13 protein-coding genes and 1 tRNA gene are annotated in these 20625 nt (G+C 62.4%); 4 read left to right on the top strand and 10 right to left on the bottom strand.

The window, feature by feature from the left end:
• Window positions 1-30 precede the first annotated feature (30 nt).
• The gene (betB, locus tag NKH43_RS04580; protein WP_352856806.1) at window positions 31-1488 is read left to right on the top strand and encodes a betaine-aldehyde dehydrogenase; all 1458 of its coding nucleotides are present in this window, start codon (window positions 31-33) and stop codon (window positions 1486-1488) included.
• On the opposite strand, the gene NKH43_RS04585 is transcribed toward betB, so the two are convergent.
• Complete coding sequence (locus NKH43_RS04585) at window positions 1452-3722, bottom strand: AGE family epimerase/isomerase (RefSeq protein WP_023718436.1); 2271 nt, start codon at window positions 3720-3722, stop codon at window positions 1452-1454. The two genes, betB and NKH43_RS04585, sit on opposite strands and share 37 nt — an antisense overlap.
• A gap of 15 nt (window positions 3723-3737) precedes the next feature.
• Window positions 3738-5252, bottom strand: coding sequence for a phosphomannomutase/phosphoglucomutase (locus NKH43_RS04590; protein ID WP_502905906.1), 1515 nt, complete (start codon window positions 5250-5252; stop codon window positions 3738-3740).
• A gap of 205 nt (window positions 5253-5457) precedes the next feature.
• Between NKH43_RS04590 and NKH43_RS04595 the strand changes: the two genes are divergently transcribed.
• Window positions 5458-5534: transfer RNA gene (locus NKH43_RS04595), tRNA-Pro, on the top strand.
• A 70-nt stretch (window positions 5535-5604) separates the two neighbouring features.
• Here the strand turns inward: NKH43_RS04595 and NKH43_RS04600 are convergent.
• From NKH43_RS04600 to NKH43_RS04615, 4 genes are all read right to left on the bottom strand, one after another.
• Complete coding sequence (locus NKH43_RS04600) at window positions 5605-7224, bottom strand: ABC transporter ATP-binding protein (RefSeq protein ID WP_352856808.1); 1620 nt, start codon at window positions 7222-7224, stop codon at window positions 5605-5607.
• Window position 7225: 1 nt separating this feature from the next.
• Complete coding sequence (locus NKH43_RS04605; protein WP_352814747.1) at window positions 7226-8344, bottom strand: ABC transporter permease; 1119 nt, start codon at window positions 8342-8344, stop codon at window positions 7226-7228.
• Entirely contained in the window at window positions 8337-9260 is a 924-nt protein-coding gene (locus NKH43_RS04610; RefSeq protein WP_023718440.1) for an ABC transporter permease subunit, read from the bottom strand. The genes NKH43_RS04605 and NKH43_RS04610 overlap by 8 nt, the downstream gene beginning before the upstream one ends.
• Window positions 9261-9426: 166 nt before the next feature.
• The gene (locus NKH43_RS04615; protein ID WP_352856810.1) at window positions 9427-11019 is read right to left on the bottom strand and encodes a peptide ABC transporter substrate-binding protein; all 1593 of its coding nucleotides are present in this window, start codon (window positions 11017-11019) and stop codon (window positions 9427-9429) included.
• A gap of 373 nt (window positions 11020-11392) precedes the next feature.
• Here NKH43_RS04615 and NKH43_RS04620 point away from each other — a divergent pair, with 373 nt between their 5' ends.
• Entirely contained in the window at window positions 11393-11872 is a 480-nt protein-coding gene (locus NKH43_RS04620; RefSeq protein WP_084642568.1) for a TadE family protein, read from the top strand.
• Window position 11873: 1 nt separating this feature from the next.
• Window positions 11874-13658 (top strand): pilus assembly protein TadG-related protein, encoded by a 1785-nt coding sequence (locus NKH43_RS04625; RefSeq protein WP_023718443.1) that lies wholly within the window; start codon window positions 11874-11876, stop codon window positions 13656-13658.
• A 13-nt stretch (window positions 13659-13671) separates the two neighbouring features.
• On the opposite strand, the gene bglA is transcribed toward NKH43_RS04625, so the two are convergent.
• The 4 genes from bglA to glgA all read right to left on the bottom strand — a co-directional run bounded on the left by bglA (window position 13672) and on the right by glgA (window position 20624).
• Window positions 13672-15300: a beta-galactosidase BglA gene (gene bglA / locus NKH43_RS04630; RefSeq protein WP_023718444.1), complete on the bottom strand. Its 1629-nt coding sequence runs from the start codon at window positions 15298-15300 to the stop codon at window positions 13672-13674.
• On the bottom strand, window positions 15290-17293 hold the full coding sequence (gene glgX, locus NKH43_RS04635; protein WP_352856812.1) for a glycogen debranching protein GlgX: 2004 nt from the start codon (window positions 17291-17293) through the stop codon (window positions 15290-15292). Before glgX ends, bglA begins: the two co-directional genes overlap by 11 nt.
• A 253-nt stretch (window positions 17294-17546) precedes the next feature.
• Window positions 17547-19175 carry an alpha-D-glucose phosphate-specific phosphoglucomutase gene (locus NKH43_RS04640; RefSeq protein WP_352856814.1) on the bottom strand — a complete coding sequence of 543 codons (1629 nt, stop codon included), beginning with the start codon at window positions 19173-19175 and terminating at the stop codon, window positions 17547-17549.
• A gap of 3 nt (window positions 19176-19178) precedes the next feature.
• A complete protein-coding gene (gene glgA / locus NKH43_RS04645) occupies window positions 19179-20624 on the bottom strand; it encodes a glycogen synthase GlgA (RefSeq protein WP_352549172.1) in 1446 nt (481 codons plus the stop codon).
• Window position 20625: the final 1 nt, after the last annotated feature.

Here is a 20625-nt window from a genome sequence, read left to right on the forward strand (position 1 = left end):
CCTGCCGCGAAAGACGATTGGAGAACAGTCATGCGCGCCCAGCCAACGGCATCGCATTATGTCAATGGCCGCTATATCGACGACGAGCGCGGCGCGCCGCTGCCGGTCATCTATCCGGCGACCGGCGAGACCATTGCCATGCTGCGCTCGGCGACGCCGAACGTGCTTGAACTCGCGATCGAAGCCGCGCGTGCGGCACAGCCGGCCTGGGCACGGCTGAAGCCGGTCGAGCGCGGCCGCATACTGCGCCGTGCCGCCGACATTTTGCGCGCCCGCAATGCCGATTTGGCGCGTATCGAGACGCTCGACACCGGCAAGCCGATCCAGGAGACGCTGGTTGCGGACGCCCCTTCGGCGGCGGATTGCCTCGAATATTTCGGCGGCGCGGTCGCCGCCTTTAATGGCGAGGCCGTCGATCTCGGCGGTCCCTTTGCCAGGCGCGAGGCGCTCGGCGTCTGCGTCGGCATCGGCGCGTGGAACTACCCGATCCAGATCGCCGGCTGGAAATCCGCACCCGCCCTCGCCATGGGCAATGCGATGGTGTTCAAACCGTCGGAAAACACGCCGCTTTCAGCGCTGGCGCTCGCCGAAATCTACACCGAGGCCGGGCTGCCCGACGGGCTGTTCAATGTCGTGCAAGGTTTTGGCGATGTCGGCGCCGGCCTTGTCGGCCATGAGGTCGTCGCCAAAGTCTCGGTGACCGGCTCAGTGCCGACCGGCCGCAAGGTGCTGTCGCTCGCCGGCTCGAAGATGAAGCACGCGACGATGGAGCTCGGCGGCAAGTCGCCGCTGATCGTCTTCGAAGACGCCAACCTCGAAAACGCCATCGGCGGCGCGATGCTCGGCAATTTCTATTCGACCGGTCAGATCTGCTCCAACGGCACACGGGTCTTCGTGCAGCGCAGCATCCATGACCGTTTCGTCGAAAGGCTGACCGAGCGGACCAAGAAAATCCGCATCGGCGACCCGCTCGACCAGGACACGCAGATGGGGCCGCTGGTCTCGAAGGCGCAGCACGACAAGGTCGTCTCATACATCGAGGCCGGCAAGCAGGATGGTGCGGTGCTCGCCTGCGGCGGCAATGTGCCTTCGCTGCAGGGTTTCCAGGGCGGCTTCTTCGTCGAGCCGACGGTGTTCACCGGTGTCACCGACACGATGCGCATCGCCCGCGAGGAGATTTTCGGGCCTGTCATGAGCGTGCTGAAGTTCGACAGCGAGGACGAGGTGATCGAGCGCGCCAACGACACCGAATTCGGCCTCGCTGCAGGCGTGTTCACGCGCGACCTGGCGCGCGCCCACCGTGTCATCGCCGAATTGCAGGCCGGCACCTGCTGGATCAACGCCTACAATCTGACGCCGGTCGAAATGCCGTTCGGCGGCTTCAAGCAGTCCGGCATCGGCCGCGAGAATTCGCTCGCGGCATTGGCACTCTATTCGCAGCTAAAGTCGGTCTATGTCGAGACCGGTGATGTCGCCAGCCCGTACTGATCCTTGCGGGCTGTACCGTCCAGATACTGCGTCAGCGCACAGACCAGATGGTAGAAGATGCTGGCCGGCACCTCGCTTGCCAGCGAGCGGCCACGCTCGTCGATGCGGTCGATCCACAGGCCGAGCGGTGCCGGATTGATGTGCCAGCGGAACAGCCGGCCGACACGCGCCTCGATTTCCGGCTTCAGGTCGGGACCGCCCGAGCCATCCAGCGCGATCGCTGCCTTGATCGCTTCGGCCTGCGGCCAACTGCGCGAGACGCGGTCGAGCGGCAGCCCTTGCCGCGAGACGGCGCCGTAGGCGAGGCCTGTGGCGCGGTTCAGGCCATTCGCAATCGCCGACGCGTAGAGTTTCCTGGCGAGGCCGGTCAAGCCGCTCTGGCCGCTGCGGCCCGCGAAGTCGACCAGCAGCGAGGCCCATTCGAAATGATGGCCCGGTTCGGTCCACGTGCCTTTCTCGCCAGGGGCTGGCCGCCATTCATTGTCGAAATACTCACCCAGCGTCCAGCTTTCCGGGTCGAAGAAATGGCTGCGGAACAGATCGACGATGCGCGCGGCGCGGCGAAGATAGGCGCGCTCGCCGGTCGCCTGATGCCAGGCCAAAAACGCCTCGAGCAGATGCATGTGCGGGTTGGAGCGGCGTTCGCCCTCGCCGCTCGAGGTCTCGCGGAAGCCGGTCAGGCGTTCGTCCTCGAGATGCGCGTCGATGAACGCAAAGGTCTCCTCGCCAAGCCGCAATGCATCCGGATTACCGCACATATGGGCATGCGCCAGCGCCAGAAGCACGCAGGAATGGTCATAGGCATCCTCGGCGGCATCGGCGACGGTGCCGTCGACGTTGAGCGTGCGCACCCAGCCGCCATTATCGGTGCGGCCGTTCCTGGCCATGAATTCGAGGCCGTGGCTAATCAGCCGATCGGCCGGGCCGTTCCAGCCGCGCGCCTTGGCGACGGCGAAGGCATAGATCTGCCTGGCCTGCGTGCGCATGCGCTTGGGTTTCATCAGCGGGGTGGCGTCGAAACCGAGCGCCTCATGGAACCCGCCATGGCGCTCATCGACGCCGATCGTCGACCACAGCGGCACCGTCTCCTCGAACAGCCAATGGTGCACGCGGCGTTGCCAGGCGCCGCTTTCGATGACGCGATCGTCGGCGGGCGTGAACCTGGTCTCCAGGCGGCCGCTCTTTTCGAGCTGCTCGACGATCTTCTTGACGTTCTGGCTGTGGCTGACCGGCGCGACGAAAGTGGCGTCGGCGGTCGAGACGATGGCGACGTCCTTCAGGCCAATGGCCGACAGCAGGCGGCCGTCGCTGCGGATATAGGAGTTCTCGCAATCGATGGCGACGACGTCGCCGACAATGACGTTGCCCTGCTTGTCGGACGGCCCGACATCGAGCAGCGATTGCCAGGAACCGAGATCGTTCCAGCGAAAGCCGGCCGGCACCATGGCGATGCCGCTGGCGCGCTCCATGATCGCATAGTCGATCGATGTCGAAGGGATGGCGGCATAGAGCTCCAGAGGCATGTAGAGGCCGGAAAGATCCGATGTCGCAGCCTGGTAGGCAGCCTCTGTGGCGCTCCAGATGTCTGGCTGGAAAGCCATGAACGCGTCGCGCATGGCACTGGCGCGAAACAGGAAGATGCCGGTGTTCCAGTAGAAATTGCCGGCCTCAAGATAGCTCTGCGCGGTGGCGAGATCGGGTTTTTCGACGAAACGCGAGACATCGCAGATGCCATCGCGCTCGCCGGCCACCTCGATGTAGCCATACCCGGTCTCCGGTTGGGTGGGCTTGATGCCGAACACCACCAGCCTGCCTTCGCGCGCCGCCGCCGTGCCGGCCTCGACGCTCCGCCAGAATTGCTGCGCGGTCGCGATCTCATGGTCGGACGGCACCACCAGCACCAGGCTGTCGCCGAATTCGGACAAAGTGCGCAGGCTTGCCAAAGCGACGGCCGCGGCAGTGTTGCGTCCGGTCGGCTCGAACAGCGGGCCGCCGCCGGAAAGCTCGTGGCCGGCAATGTCGGCATGAACGCGGTCGGCGTGCCTTTCCGAGGCAATCAGGAAAACCGGCGTTTCGCCTTCCGGCCGCGCAGTCAGCCGGCGTAGCGTCTTGGCCAGCATCGAGCCGTCGCCGGAGAAATCATGGAACTGCTTGGGATTGTCCTCGCGCGACAGCGGCCACAGCCGCGAGCCGATGCCGCCGCTCATCACAAAACTGACGATCCGTTCGGTCATGAAAATAAGTCCCGCTCAAAAGGTCTGATTGTAGGCGCCGACTTCCGGGCTGCGGCGCAGCACCGCGTCGACGGCTTCGAACATCTGGCGACGCCGCTCGGACGATACCGGGCTTTCGACCACCACCACAAGCTCCGGCTTGTTCGATGATGCCCGCACCAGCCCCCAAGTACCATCCTCCGCCACGACCCTGACGCCGTTGACGGTGATCAGCTCGGCGATCTTCTGGCCGGCGAAGACTGCGCCCTCGTCCTTCATCTTGCGAACATCGCCTACGACCCGCTCGACGACGCCGTATTTGAGCTCGTCGGCGCAGTGTGGCGACATGGTCGGCGTGCCAAACGTCAGCGGCAGATCGCGGTAGAGGTCGGCCATGCTGCTTTGCGGGCTGCGATCCAGCATCTGGCATATAGCAATGGCCGTGACCAGGCCATCGTCATAACCGCGGCCAATCGGCGGATTGAAGAAGAAGTGGCCCGATTTCTCAAAACCGGCGACAGCGCCGAGTTCGGCGACCCGCCGTTTGATATAGGAATGACCGGTTTTCCAATAGTCGGTGACCGCGCCATTTCCCTGCAACACCTTGTCAGTCATGAACAATCCGGTCGACTTGACGTCGACGACGAAAGTCGAGCCGGGATAGAGGTGTGAGATGTCGCGCGCGAGCATGACCCCGACCTTGTCGGCGAAGATCTCGTTGCCTTCATTGTCGACCACGCCGCAGCGGTCGCCGTCGCCGTCGAAGCCGAGCCCGACGTCGGCCCCGGTTTCCAGCACCTTGTCGCGAATGGCGTGCAGCATCTTCATGTCTTCGGGATTGGGATTATAATTCGGAAACGTATGATCGAGTTCGACGTCGAGCGGGATCACCTCGCAGCCGATCCTTTCCAGTGCCTCGGGAGCGAAAGCCCCGGCGGTGCCGTTGCCGCAGGCGGCCACCACCTTGAGCTTCCTCGAGATACGCTTTCCCGCTGTCAGATCGTTGAGGTAGGTTTTGCGGAAATCCGCAACGAAGTCATAGGAGCCGCCACCGACAAGGTCGAAATCGCCTGAGAGCACGATCGCCTTCAGCGCGCTCATCTCCTCCGGACCAAAAGTCAGCGGGCGCGCCGCGCCCATCTTGACGCCGGTCCAGCCATTCTCGTTATGCGAGGCGGTGACCATGGCGACGGACGGCGTGTCGAGCGCGAATTGGGCGAAATAGGCCATCGGCGACAAGGCCAGCCCGACATCCTTGACCCGCGCGCCGGCGGCCATCAGCCCGGAAACCAGCGCCAGCTTGATGGCAAGCGAATAAGAGCGGAAATCGTGACCGGTGACGATGTCGGGTCCGGCACCCAGACGGCGGATCAGCGTGCCGAGCCCCATGCCGAGCGCCTGGACGCCGATCAGATTGAGCTCCGGCGGCTCGTTCGAGCCGGGATGGCCAAACCACCAGCGCGCATCATATTCGCGAAACCCGGATGGCTTGATCAACGCCGAGGTTTCGAACTCAAAAGTGTTTGGTCTGACATCGCTAACGATCTTCATCGACAAGGCTGCAACTCCAGGCGGCTGAATCAGATGCTTCGAGGCAAGTGGACGGTTACCTAGAAGCCCCTTTAAGCCGTGTTTGTGCGACAGGAAACTGAAACCTGTATGACGTAGCGGCTAAAGCGAAAGAAATGCGACGGAAGCGCTGCCATTGGCGCTTGCAGTAACCAAACGCGGCGGCTATAAGCCCGCGGTCTGGTCACGGAGTGTAGCGCAGCCTGGTAGCGCACATCGTTCGGGACGATGGGGTCGCAGGTTCAAATCCTGCCACTCCGACCAGAAAAAACAGCGGCTTAGCTGTTCTTGTTCCCGAAACAACCACCTTCCGCCGCAGTTCTGACCAATCGCGCTATGCGCTCAGGCGAAATCGCGTCACATCGATGGCCGCGGCCATCAGTGTCTGCGTATAGGTTGCCTGCGGATTGCTGAAGATCGCCTCGGACGGCCCCTCCTCGACGATCTTGCCCTGCTTCATGACGATGATGTAGTCGGCCATGGCGCGCACGACCGCGAGATCGTGGCTGATGAACAGATAGGACAGTTCGTGGTCGGCCTGCAGCTTGCGCAGCAATTCGACGATCTGCTTCTGCACGGAGCGGTCCAGCGCCGAGGTCGGCTCGTCCAGCACCACCACTTTCGGCTTCAGTATCATGGCGCGCGCAATGGCGATGCGCTGCCGCTGACCACCGGAGAATTCGTGCGGATAGCGGTTGCGCGTGTTCGGGTCGAGCCCGACTTCGAGCAAGGCATCGACGGCGCGGAGATCGCGCTGCCTGCGCGACAGATTGGGCTCGTGGACCAGCAGCCCCTCGGTGATGATCTGGCCGACGGTCATCCGTGGCGACAGCGAGCCGAACGGGTCCTGGAAGACCAGCTGCAATTCGCGCCGCAGCGGCCGCATCGCCTGGCGGTCGGCGTGGGAAATGTCGCGGTCGCCAAGCCGGATGATGCCGTCGCTGGGCAGGAGCCGCAGCAAGGCGCGGCCGAGCGTCGATTTTCCCGAGCCGGATTCGCCGACGATGCCGATCGTCTGGTTGCGCTTCAGCCGGATCGAAATGCGATCGACGGCGCGCAGCAGCAACGGCTCGCCGCCAAGAAATCCGCCGCCGATCCTAAAGGTCACCTCGACGTTCCTGCCTTCAAGCAGGACAGGGGCATTCGGCGGCGGCGGCGCCTTGGTGCCGGTCGGTTCGGCGGCGAGCAGCATCTTGGTATAGGCGTGCTGCGGGTTGACGAAGATCGCTTCCGCCTCGCCCTCCTCGACCACCTCGCCATAGCGCATCACATAGACCCGATCGGCAAAGCGCCTGACGATGCCGAGATCGTGGGTGATGAAGACGATCGCCATGCCGAGCTTGCGCTGCAGTTCGGCGAGCAGCATGAGGATCTGCGCCTGGATGGTCACGTCGAGCGCCGTCGTCGGCTCGTCGGCGATCAATATGTCGGGGTCGTTGGCCAGCGCCATGGCGATCATGACGCGCTGGCGCTGGCCGCCCGACAACTCATGCGGATAGGATTTCATCCGCCGCTCCGGATCGGGAATATGGACCAGCCGCAGCAGCTTCAGCGCCTCCTCGCGCGCGGCGACGGCGCCAAGTCCGCGATGCTTGCGGATCGGCTCGATCAGTTGGTTGCCGATCGAATAGAGCGGGTCTAGCGACGTCATCGGCTCCTGGAAGATCATGCTGATCTTGCGGCCGCGGATTTTGTTGAGCTCGGGCTTGCTCAAGGTCAAAAGATTGCGGCCGCGATAATCGACGGTGCCGGTGGCTTCGCCGTTCGAGGCGAGCAGGCTCATCGCCGCCATCATCGTCTGGCTCTTGCCGGAACCGGATTCGCCGACCACGGCGACGGTTTCGCCTGATTTGACGTGGATGTTGATGCCCTTCACCGCCTCCACCACACCGTCGAGGGTGCGGAAGCGGACGCGAAGGTCTTTGACGCTGAGGATGGTTTCGGAAGCAGCCATCTCAACGATCCTTCGGGTCGAGCGCGTCGCGCAGCCCATCGCCGACGAAATTCAGCGCGAACAGCGTGGAGACGAGAAAGAAGGCCGGGAACAGAAGCAGCCAGTTGGCCGAGCCGATGTTCTGGGCGCCGACCGAGATCAGCACGCCCCAGCTGGTCATCGGCTCCTGGACGCCTAGCCCGAGGAACGATAAAAAACTCTCAAGGATGATGACCTGCGGCACGAGCAGCGTCATGTAGATCACCACCGGCCCGAGCAAATTGGGGATCACATGGCGCAGCAGAATGCCGCGCTGGCCGACGCCCATGGCTTCGGCCGCCTGGACATACTCCTGCCGGCGGATCGACAGTGCCTGTCCGCGCACGATGCGCGCCATGTCGAGCCACAGCACGGCGCCGACGGCCAGGAACATCAGCACGAAGTTCCTGCCGAAGAACACCACCAGCATGATGACGAAGAAGATGAACGGCAAGGAATAAAGCACATCGACGATACGCATCATCACCTCGTCGACCCTGCCGCCGGCAAGGCCGGCGGTGGCGCCGTAGAGCACGCCGATGACCACGGCCACAATGCCGGCAAGCAGGCCGATGGCCAGCGATATGCGCCCGGCCATCAGCGTTCGGGACAGGAGATCGCGCCCGGTATTGTCGGTGCCGAACAGGAAATATTGCTGCTTGATCGAGGCACTCATCACCATTTCGAGACCGTCCGGCGATTTGCTCTCGATCTTTGTGTCATCGAAGGTATCGGAACGATCAAGGTAGCGAATGTTGCGGTCGTCGATCGGCTTGGACGATCTGACGGTAACGAACACACGGCTGCCCTCCTGCCGCCAGTCCTTGATGTCGACGCGCATACGCCTGATCGCCTCGTCGAGAGCGCCTTCGATCATGTCGGCCTTTGGATAGGCGGAGAAGCTCGGCGGCGTGCGGACATAGTCGCCATAGATGGTGGTGTATTGGTGCGGCACGAAAGAGGGTCCAAACACGCTGATGACGGCGATGAAGGCAAGATAATAGAGGCTGAACATGGCCGCGCGGTTGGCCTTGAGGCGCGCCCACGCGTCCCCCCACAGGGATCGGCCGACGACCGGTGCTGCAACTGCGATATCAGTCATAGCGCACCCTCGGATCAACGACACCATAGAGGACGTCGACGATCAGGTTGAAGACAATGGTGAAGAGCGCGATGACCACCACCGTCCCCATCACCAGTGTGTAGTCGCGATTGAGTGCGGCAACGACAAAATGGCGGCCGATGCCCGGGATAGAGAAGATGGTCTCGACGATGATCGAGCCGGTGAGAAGGGCTGCGGCCGCCGGACCGGTGAAGGAGACGATCGGCAGGATGGCGCCGCGCAGCGCATGCTTGACGACGACCGACCAGTTCGACAACCCAAGCGCGCGGGCGGTGCGGATGTGATGCGAGTGCAGCGATTCGATCATCGAGCCGCGCATCAATCGAGCGACGATGGCGATCTGCGGCAGAGCGAGCGTCAGCACCGGGCCGACCTTATTGATGACGGCTCCATCGCCCCAGCCGCCGATCGGCAGCAGCTTCCAGGTCAATCCGAATACAAGCTGGATCACCGGAGCGATGACGAAGGTCGGAATGGTGCTGCCGGCGGTCGCCAACGCGATCACCGAATAGTCGGCAAGCTTGTTCTGGTTGAGCGCGGCAACAGTGCCGAGCACGCTGCCGAGAAGCAGCGCCAGAACGAGCGCCGAAGCGCCGAGTTGGATCGAGATAGGCAGGCCTTCCCTGAACAACTCGCCGACGGTGAAATCCGGCATGTTGTAGCTGGGGCCGAAATTGCCGCGCAGAAGATTGCCTAAATAATGGAGGTACTGCAGCCAGAGCGGGTCGTTGAGCCCGAACTGGGCTTCGAGATTGGCCCTGATCTCGGGGCTCAGGCCCCGCTCCTGGTTGAACGGGCCGCCCGGCGCGACGCGTATCAGGAAGAACGCTATGGTCACGATGACGAACAGCGTCGGGATGGCGGTCAGCAGCCGCCGAAATACGTAACGCAGCATCGGTGCCCCGCTTGATCCAGAGCAGCGCGCGTCCAACTGGACGATTGCGCTCTAGCCTTCAAATCTTCGCACCGACATTGTCGAAAATCGAATCCGGTTCCCGGGCCGATGCGATGGCAAACCAGCGCCGCCGCGCATCGAGTTGCGCGGCGGCCTGGCTAAGGGATCAGTCCTTGCTGATGAAGCGGGACGGATGGATGTCCATCACATTGTCGTCGAAGCCGTGCAGCTTCGAGGAAACGATGTCGTGGTAGCTGTAGTAGAGAAGCGGGATGTTACCGACATCGTCGACGAGGATGCGCTCGGCCTTGGCGAGTTCCTTCATGCGCTCTTCGGGCTTGCCGCCGGCGGCGGCGGCCTTGTCCATGGCCTCTTCGTATTTCGGGCTGACGTAGCTCGAATAGTTGTTGCCGCTGGCCTTGCGGGTGATGCCAAGGAAGGTTTCCGGATCCTTGTAGTCGGCGATCCACGCGGCACGCGCCACATCATAGTCGCCCTTCTGCTCAAGGAAGGAGTAGTGGGTCTTGGTATCGGTGTTGAGCAGCGTGACCTCGACGCCAAGCGGCTTCAGCTGTTCCTGGATGGCGACAGCGGTGTTCTTGTGGTTTTCCGAGGTGTTGTAGCGGATCTGCATCTTCAACGGATGCTCGGGCGTATAGCCGAGCTTCTCCAGGATTTTCTTGGCTTCATCCTCGCGGTCGATCTGCGGCATGTCAGCGTATTTGGCCAGTGCCGGCGTGTAGCCCTCGATGCCCGGAGGCACCATCGAATAGCCGGGCAGCATCGAATTCTGCCAGACTTTTTCGGCGAGAAAGTCGCGATCGATCGCCATCGAGATGGCGTTGCGCAGTTCGACATTGTCCCACGGCGCCTTGTCGGTCTTGATCGCATAATAGTAGGTGCCGAGATATGGCCCGACACGGACCTGGTCGCCGAATTTGGACTTGAGATCGGCGAGCTGTTCCGTCGGCAGGTCACCGTAACTGTCGAATTCGCCGGCCTCGAAGCGCTTCATCGCAGACGAGCGATCCTCGGTCGGGATGTAGTTGACCACGTCTAACTTGACGCTGGCGGCGTCCCAGAATTTCGGATTCTTCACCAGCTTGAGATGGTCGTTGGGAATCCACTCCGCCGCTGTAAAGGCCCCGTTGGAGACCAGCTTGCCTGCCTTGATCCAGTCGGCGCCAAGCCTTTCGATGGACGCCTTGTTAACCGGAAAGGTCGCCTGATGGGTCAGCATCTCCAGGAAGTAAGGCGTTGGCGCCTTGAGGGTGACTTCGAGGGTATTTGCGTCAATCGCCTTGACGCCCATATCCTCCGGCTTGGCCTTCTTGGTGTTGACTTCCTCGGCACCCTTCACCGGATAGAGCATGGAAGCGTATTCGGCAGCGGTGGCCGGATCTTCCAGCCGACGGAACGAATAAACGAAGTCGTCCGCCGTCACCGGGCTGCCATCCGACCAGAGGCCGTCCTTGCGCAGCTTGAAGGTGTAGACAGTGCCGTCGTCGGACACCGTCCAGCTTTCGGCTGCGCCCGGAATGAGGTTCGTCTTCTGGTCATGCATGACGAGGCCCTGGAACAGGTCGCGTATGATATCGGCTTCGTAGACCGTCGAGGTCTTGTGCGGATCGAGCGTCTCCGCTTCGGCGGCGGCTCCGCGGTTGTAGACGGTTTCGGCGAAAGCCGGCGTGTAGAACGTACCGGCGGCCAAGACCATGGTCGTGGCGAGTACCGTCGCCTTCAGCACATGTTTCAGCATGGAGTTCTCCCTAATGACGTCGCCCTTCAGCTACGTCTCTAAGTGTTGACGCCCCGAAACCGATTGGCTGGTTCCTTTCGAGCGCGCAGCCGGTTCCCTTTCCGGCAGCTGGTGGCCAAACAGTAACGTGGAGATTTTTTATTTCAACAGACTCTCGGGGTCACCCAAAGTAAGGGGGCCGGGGCAGCCGCTTTGCGAACCGCCAATCAATGATCGAAAGCATGAGTTTGGCTGGGTTTCCTGGCCAGAACGCCGATAATCTGGCTGATTATTTCAGTTTACCGGAATGTATTAATTGGTTCTTAGGCAACCAAGGGTTACAAATCCCGATGGGTTCGGCACATCGACCTTTATGGTCCAACGGGCAAGGGCAATGAACAAGATAGACAGTAATACTGTCACATTAAAGCGTAAAATATTGCGCCCAATAAGGGCAAATCTACGCAAAATTGGAGAAGAATCCGGAACTTCCGCGGTCGAATTCGCCCTGCTTTCCCCGATCTTTATCCTGCTCGTACTCGGAATGGTTGCATATGGTATCTATTTTGGTGCAAGCAACTCGTTGCAGCAAATCGCCGCCGATGCCGCCCGTACTGCAATTGCCGGATTGAACCAAACCGAGCGCCAGGCGCTGGTGGCGGGTTTCGTCAAAAACAATGCCAGTGGATACCCGTTCGTCGATTCCGGCAAGCTGACCTATCAGGCGACGGACAGCACGGCCGACGGAAATCAGTTCGTCGTGTCGATCCAGTACGATGCCAGCAACCTGCCGATCTGGAACCTGTTGCCCAGCCTTGCGATGCCGCAAACCACGATCTCGCGCAGGTCTACCATCAGGATTGGAGGCATTTGAAATGTCGCAGTTCTTGCTGAGGGGCATCGGGCGGATCGCTCGCTCCATCGTTGGCGACAAGAAGGCGAACTTTGCCGTCATGACTGCGCTGATAGCGCCATTCGCGCTGGGGCTGGCGGCCTTCGCTGTCGACGAAGGTTCGATCTACACGGAGCGCAGGGAAGCCCAGGCGATGACCGATCTGGCGGCGATCACCGCGGCGTCGAACATCAACAATATGGAAGCCGCGGCGGTAACCACGCTCAGTGACAACCGAATGCCCGGCATCATTGTTCAAAAGCCGGGTGAGACAATCGTTCCCACGGTTGGGAAAACCGTCGTGTCCGTCACCGGCGGCCGATACTCAGCGGCGTCCTCGGTCGGGGTCGACAAGCGCTTCGAAGCCGGTAAAACGCCTTACAACGCCGTTCGCGTCACTCTACACAAAATCCCCGCCCGGTATTTCGCCAGTTCGCTCATCCCTACTCCGGTTGTCGGCACCGAAGCCATTGCCAGCATGACGCCGCAAGCGATGTTCTCGGTCGGATCCAGGCTTCTCAGCGTCAACGGCGGCATCCTCAACGCGCTTCTCAGTAAGCTGCTGGGCGGAAACATCTCGCTCAGCGTCATGGACTACAACGCGCTGATTTCGGCCGACGTCAACGTGCTTTCGTTCGTCGATGCCCTTGCGGTGCAGTTGCAACTGACCGGCGTCAGCTATTCCGAAGTGCTGGCCTCGAAAGCGACGGTAGGCCAGATCGCGACCGCCATGGCCAATGCTTCGGGGACGGGCAGCGCCAGCAAACTTGTCCTACAGACAATCGCGTCGAGGGCTACCAACACGGCCAAGATACCGCTCAATCATCTTGTCGACCTTGGTTCGATCGGCAAGCTCGGCCTCGGACAAAAGTCTCCAGGCTTTTCCGTCGACGCAAGCGCGATGGGCATGCTGGGTGCCGCCGCCTCGCTGGCCAATGGCTCAAACCAGGTCCAGGTCGATCTCGGCGCCACTATTCCGGGACTTACCTCCACCACGCTCGCCGTCGCCATCGGTGAACCGATGCAATATTCACCCTGGCTGGCCGTCGGGGAAAAAGGCACCGTGGTGCGCACTGCGCAGACACGAATCAAGCTGGTCACCACAGTCGGCATCGGCAATTCCAATCTCGGCGGCGGCATCAGTCTGCTGTCCGTCAACCTGCCTCTGCATGTCGAAGTCGCCTATGCGGAAGCCAAACTAACCGACATCAGCTGCCCGACGGGCCGGCCGGATAGCATCAAGGTCTCGATCGCCGCGCAGCCTGGCGTGGCCTCGCTGCACCTTGCCGCCAGCGACGCCGACAACAACCCATCGGCCTTCGCCGATTTCAGCAATCCGCAATCGTTCTCCGATGCCACGATTGCACAGGTAAGCGTGAAGCTCCTGCTGCTCACCCTCAATCTGCTCGATGTGAAGGGTTCTTCAGCACTTGCGATCACCAACAACGATCCGACCACATTGACGTTCGACAGCACCGATATCGCCAACAAGACGATAAAGACGGTTTCGACGAAGAACCTGACGCAATCGCTCACCACGTCACTGGTCAGCGGGCTGTCGCTCTCGGTCAATGCGCTGGGCCTCGGGCTGGACGTGACGGCTCTGCTCGGAACGGTGAAGCCGGCGGTGGTAACGGTTCTGAACGGCGTGACGGCGCCTGTCGACGCACTGGTTTATAACGTTCTTGCAGCGCTTGGCGTGCATGTCGGCGAGGCCGATGTCCGGGTTGTCGGCGCGACTTGCGGGCGCTCCGTACTCGTTCAATGAGATCAAATAGAGATCAGCCGATCCGGCCGAGAAAGCAGCCGAGCGGCGGCAGGGATAGAGCTCCTTCCTGCAAGACGCCGGTAGTACTGCCAAGATCTATCGGCTCTATCACATCCAGATCCGGCGGCGATTGCCAGCCGGCCGGCTCATCGGCAAAATTGAAGACGCAGAGCAGCTTTTCGTCACCGCCTTCGCGAATGAAGGCAAGGACGTCGCCCTCAGCATCGAGAAACCGGATCGAGCCTCGAACCAGCGCCGGATGCTGCTTGCGCAAGGCCAGCATCGCCCGGTAGCTCGCCAGGACGGAGGTTTGCTCGCCGTCCTGGACATCGACCGCGCGGGCGCGATGGTTTGCCGGGACCGGAAGCCACGGCTTGCCGGTTGAAAAGCCGGCATTATCGGCGCCAGCCTCCCAGACCATCGGCGTGCGGCACCCATCCCGCCCCTTGATCTCCGGCCAGAAGCGGATGCCGAAAGGATCGCGCAAATCCTCGAACGCCAGCTCGGCCTCCTCCAGCCCGAGCTCCTCGCCCTGATAGAGGCAGATCGACCCGCGCAGGCAAGAAAGCAGCACGATTGAGAATTTCGCCACCCTGTCCGGATCGCCGCCCGGCCTTGTCCAGCGGCTGACATGGCGCACGACATCGTGGTTGGAGAATGCCCAGCAAACCCAGCCGTCGAACACCGTACTCTCGAAGGCCTCGACACAACCGCGCACATGCGCCGCGGAGAATTGCGGGCCAAGCAGGTCGAACGTGTAGGACATTTGGAGCTTGTCGCCGCCGCCCGTGTAGGCGGCAAGCGTCTGCAACGAACGGCTTTCGTCACCAATCTCGCCGACCGCGGCGCGGCCTTCGTACTCGTCAAGCAACGCCCGGAAGCGCCTGAGAAAAGCAAGGTTTTCCGGCTGCGTCTTGTCGAACAGATGCTCCTGGTAAAAATAGGGGCTGGTTGCCGTATTGGTGCCGGCGACGCTTTCCGCCAAAGGCGGGTTGCTGCGGAGCCAGCGGTCGTGGACGTAATAGTTGACCGTATCCAGCCGGAAACCGTCGACGCCACGCTCGAGCCAGAACCGCACCGTTTCCAGCAAGGCGTCCTGCACCTGCGGATTGTGGAAATTCAGGTCCGGCTGCGAGGCGAGGAAATTATGCAGGTAATATTGCCTGCGCGTTGCGTCCCATTCCCAGGCGGGGCCGCCGAAAAGCGACAGCCAGTTGTTGGGCGCGGTGCCGTCGGGCTTCGCATCGGCCCAGACGTACCAGTCGGCCTTGGCGTTATCGCGGCTCGTTCGGCTTTCGACGAACCATTCGTGCCGATCCGACGAATGTGACAAGACCTGGTCGATGATCACTTTCAGGCCGAGCCGGTGCGCCTCTGCAATCAGCGCGTCGAAATCCTCTGATGTGCCGAACATCGGATCGACGGCGCAGTAATCCGATACGTCGTAGCCCATGTCGGCCATTGGCGACTTGAAGAAAGGCGACAGCCAAACGGCGTCGACACCGAGCGATGCGACATGGGCAAGCCTCGAGGTGATGCCGAGGAGATCGCCGCTACCGTCGCCTGTCGTGTCCTGGAAGGAGCGCGGGTAGATCTGGTAGATGACGCAGCCGCGCCACCATTCGGCATTGTCACCCATCATGGCTCTCCCCTGCGCCCGCCTGCGCGGCCCTGCTTTCGATCATGAATATGACCGTTCGCCCCAAAACCGGCCGTGAGATATCGCCACTATCCGTTTCGATGGCTGGGCACCAATGAAAACCCGCCCGTTCCGGCAGCGTGAACATGCAGGCCCGACGGTCACCATTGATGATCACGGCAAGGCGACCGTCCTCATCGCCGAGAACCATGACCAGCCGATGCCGCCTAGGATCGTGCCAGGCTGCTTCGTCGAGCGGCACGCCGGTTTCGCTCAGCCAGACGACGTCAGCTATTTCCGAGCCGGCCGCAGGCTCGCCGGTGAGAAAGCTTGCGTCCAAAAGCGCCGGCGCGGCACGACGCATCTTGGCGAGCAGAGCCGTGTACCGCTCCAGCGCCCGGTCGCGCCCGGCCCAGTCGAGCCAGGTGATGTCATTGTCCTGCGCGTAGGCGTTGTTGTTGCCGCGCTGCGTGCGGCCGAATTCGTCGCCGGCCGTCAGCATGATCGTGCCGCGCGAGGCAAAGAGCGTCGCCAGCAGTGCGCGTTGGTCATCGAAACGGGCCGTAACGATTGACTGGTCGTCGGTCTGGCCCTCGACGCCATTGTTCCAGGACAGGTTGTCGTCGTGGCCGTCGCGGTTCTGTTCGCCATTGGCCTCGTTGTGCTTGTGTTCATAGGCAACGATGTCGGCCAGTGTCATCCCGTCATGTGCGGCGATGAAATTGATGCTGCGGACCGTTGCCTGGCCTGGTTTGGCAAAGACATCGGACGACCCCGCAAGCCGCGTCGCCAGCGTACCGATCATGCCGCCGTCGCCGCGCCAGAAGCGGCGGATATCATCACGGTATTTGTCGTTCCATTCGAGGAAGGGCGGCGGAAAATTGCCGAGCTGATAGCCATCCGGTCCGATGTCCCAGGGCTCAGCGACCAGCACACGGTCGGCAAGAACTGGGTCGTTGCGAATGGCGTTCAGCAGCGGCGCATCGGCGTCGAAAACGCCGTCGACGCGGCCAAGGATCGGCGCCAGGTCAAAGCGGAACCCGTCGACACCGGCGTGCTGGACAAAGTGGCGAAGCGTGTCGAGGACCATTTCCCGGACGACCGGATGATCGCAGGCAACCATATTGCCGGTTCCGGTGTCATTGACCAGAGCGCCGTCGGCCTCGTGCCGGTAGTAGGCGCGGTTGTCGAGCCCGCGCAGCGACAATGTCTGGCCGAGCCGGTCGCTTTCGCCGGTGTGGTTGAACACCAGGTCGAGAATGGTACCGATGCCAGCCTCGCGCAGCGCGGCGACCGTTTCGCGCAGCTCAGCCAGACCGCCGGGCGCCAGTCGCGGATCCAGCGCCATGAAGGTCACGGGATTGTAGCCCCAGGCGTTGCCCAGCCCGAGCGGCGGCAAATGCCGTTCGTCGATCGATGCAGTCACCGGCATCAACTCCACGGCTGCAACGCCGAGTTTTTGCAGATGCTCGACAACAAGAGGATGAGCGAGGGCTGCAATGGTGCCGCGTTGCTTCTCGGGAATGTCGGGATGCAGCTTTGTGAAGGCGCGCACCTGCACCTCGTAGATGAGGCCGCCGGGCCTAAACAGAGGCGGCAAGGCGGGCAAGGGTTCCGGCAAGGCGCCGGCAATGGCCTTCGGCATCAGCGACGCCGTGTCGCCCCCCTCGCCCTGGCGTGCGGCGAGCCGGCCGTCATAGGCATAGGGTCTGTCGATCTCGACGGCATAGGGATCGGCCAGCAGCTTGTCGGGATCGAACCAGAGCCCCTGTTCCGGCGCGTAGTCGCCATCGGCGCGGAACCCGTATCGGGTGCCGGCGGCGAGACCGGCAACAAAAAGCGTATGCACGCCGTCGCCCTCGGGCTGCAGTTCAAGCCGGTCGATCTCGCGCCTTCCTCGCTCGTCGAAAATCGAGACCCAGATGCGCCGAGCCGACGAGGACCATACGGCGAAGCGAATGCCTTCTTTGGTGATGGTTGCGCCGAGTTGGCTCACGCGCGCTCACAGCAGCAGGTCGTAGACAGTTTGAGGCGTTGCCAGGTTAGCTCCCCCTTCTCCCCTTGTGGGAGAAGGTGTCGCCGAAGGCGACGGATGAGGGGTGCTCCAGCTTGGCGCGGACGGCATTCCTTCCAACACCCCTCATCCGTCTCGGCGCTTCGCGCCGATCCACCGCCCGGGGGCGAGCCACGGGTCTCGCCCCGTCCTTCGGACCCCACAAGGGGAGAAGGAAAGGCGCGCCGCTCCAAGCTCACGTAATCACGCTCGGCTTGGCGCGGCCGGTATGGCTGCGAATCCCGGCAATGTCGTCGGCCGCCGTAATCAGATCGGCAAGCGCCTCCTGGGTGTCGAGATCGTGGCGGCTCTTGTCTGGCTCGTAGCGCTCGAAATAAAGGCGCAGCGTCGCGCCCGAGGTGCCGGTGCCGGACAGGCGGAAGACGACGCGCGAGCCGCCTTCGAACAATACTCTTATGCCCTGGTTCTTGCTGACCGAGCCGTCGACCGGATCGTGATAGGCGAAATCGTCGGCGCTGGCGATTGTCATGCCGCGCACGCTGGTGCCCGGCAGCGAGCCAAGTTTGCCGCGCAGTTCGTCGACAAGCGCATTGGCGCGATCGGTCTCGACCTCCTCGTAATCGTGGCGCGAATAGTAGTTGCGCCCATAGGCCGCCCAATGCTCGGTGACGATCTGCCTGGCGCTTTCGCCGCGCGCGGCAAGGATGTTGAGCCACAAAAGCACGGCCCACAGGCCGTCCTTTTCGCGGACATGATTGGAGCCGGTCCCCGCACTCTCCTCGCCGCAGATCGTCGCCATGCCGGCATCGAGCAGATTGCCGAAAAACTTCCAGCCGGTTGGCGTTTCATAGATGCCGATGCCGAGCTTTTCGGCGACCCGGTCGGCAGCACCGCTGGTCGGCATCGAACGGGCGATGCCTTTCAGCCCGGCCTTGTAACCCGGAGCCAGATGGGCATTGGCGGCGAGCATCGCCACCGAATCCGACGGGGTGATGAAAATGCCCTTGCCGATGATCAGGTTGCGGTCGCCGTCGCCGTCGGAGGCCGCGCCAAAGTCGGGCGCATCCGGCCCCATCATCTCGTCGTAGAGGTGTTTTGCATGCACCAGATTGGGATCGGGATGGTGGCCGCCGAAATCCGGCAGCGGGATAAAATTACGAGCGGTGCCGTTCGGCGCCCCTAGCCGGTTTTCGAGGATCTCCTTGGCATAGGGGCCGGTCACCGCATGCATGGCGTCGAAGCGCATGCGGAAGCCTGATTTGAACAACGCCCGCAAGGCATTGAAATCGAACAGGCTTTCCATCAGTTCGGCATAGTCGGCGACCGGATCGATGATCTCGACGGTCATGTCTCCTGCCTCGACCGTGCCGATCGTGTCGATGTCGACCGGTCGGATATCGGCGATCTTGAAGCTCGAAATCACCTTGGTTTTTTCGAAGATCGCGTCGGTCAGCTTTTCCGGCGCCGGGCCGCCATTGCCGGCATTGTACTTGATGCCGAAATCCTCATGCGGGCCACCCGGATTGTGGCTGGCGGACAGGATGATGCCGCCGAAGGTCTTGTATTTGCGGATGACATGCGAAGCGGCCGGCGTGGATAAGATACCGCCCTGCCCGACCATCACCTTGCCGAAGCCGTTTGCCGCGGCCATGGCGATGGCCTTCTGGATGACCTCGCGGTTATAAAAGCGGCCGTCGCCGCCGATCACCAGGGTCTTGCCTTCGAACCCGTCCAGCGCGTCGAAGATCGACTGGATGAAGTTCTCGGCATAGTGCTCCTGCTGGAACACCGGGACCTTTTTACGCAGCCCGGAGGTGCCGGGCTTCTGGTCGGGATAGGGTTTGGTGGCGACAGTGCGGATCATCAGTCAGGCAGCCCTTTTCGAAAGCAACAAGCGATAGAGTTGGACATATTTTTCGGCGCTTTTGTCCCACGACACGTCGGCCTTCATGCCTTGCCGCTGCATCGACGCCCACACCGCGGGATTGGCATGCGCTTCGACAAGGCGGCGGATGGCGTGCAGCAGGGCGCCAGCAATGGGGGGCGCAAACTGGAAGCCGGTCGCCACGCCGGCAGAGATGGCGGCTTCGTTGGCATCGATAACCGTGTCGGCAAGGCCGCCGGTACGCGCGACGACCGGCACGCAGCCATAGCGCAGGCCGTAAAGCTGCGTCAGCCCGCAAGGTTCGAAGCGCGACGGGATAATGATGGCGTCGCAGCCGCCCTGCATGGTGTGGGAGAGCCCCTCGTCATAGCCGACGACGACGCCAATGCGACCACGATGGCGGGCTGCGGCGGCAAGCAACGCGCCTTCGAGCCCGGCGTCGCCAGACCCAAGGATTGCCAGCCGTGCACCTGCCGCGACGATACCGTCGACGGCGGCCGCCAATATGTCCATGCCCTTTTGCCAGGTCAGCCGGCTGACAACGCAGACGATCGGGCTGTCATCGCGATCGAGGCTGAAACGGTCCTCGACCGCGGCCTTGTTGGGCATTCGCGCCTTAAGCGTCTTTGCCGTGTAGTTGGAGACCAGATGCGTGTCGGTTTCCGGGTTCCAGATCTCGGTATCGATGCCGTTGACGATGCCATGGAGATCGACGGAGCGCATGTTGATCAGGCCGTCGAGGCCCATGCCGAATTCGGGCAAGCGGATTTCCTGCGCATAGGTCGGGCTGACCGTGGTGATCGCCCAGGCGGCCTGCAGGCCGGCCTTGAGGAAGCCGACGCCGCCATAATATTCGACGCCGTCGAGCGCCATCGCCGCCGCCGGCAGGCCAAGCTCGCCAAAGATGCCGGCGCCGAACTGGCCCTGGAAGGCGAGGTTATGGACGGTGATCATCGACGGCGTGCCGACCGCCTTGCCGTAGCGCATATAGGCGAGTGTCATTGCCGACTGCCAGTCATGGGCATGGACGATATCGGGCAGGTAGCCGGAGATGGCGCCGGCAGCAATATCACCGCCGACCTGGCTCAAGGCCGCGAACCGCCGCCAATTGTCCGGCCAGTCGGCGCCGGCCGCGTTGCCGTACGGGCCGCCGGGACGGTCGAAAAGATGCGGCGCGTCGAGCACAAACAGGTCGAGCCCGGCGATCTGGACGGCATGCACCGAAGCCTTCCCACCCTGCAGCAATGGATATTGCTGAACCGCCTTCTTTTTCCTGAAGGCGCCCATCACCTGAGGATAGCCGGGGACGAGCGTGCGCATGTTGACGCCGTTGCCGGCCAATGCCACGGGCAAGGCGCCAGTCACGTCGGCGAGCCCTCCGGTTTTGACCAGCGGAAAGATCTCGGGCGCCACCGACAGAACCTGCATG

The sequence above is a fragment of the Mesorhizobium sp. M1163 genome (assembly GCF_040318415.1).
GTDB lineage: Bacteria > Pseudomonadota > Alphaproteobacteria > Rhizobiales > Rhizobiaceae > Mesorhizobium.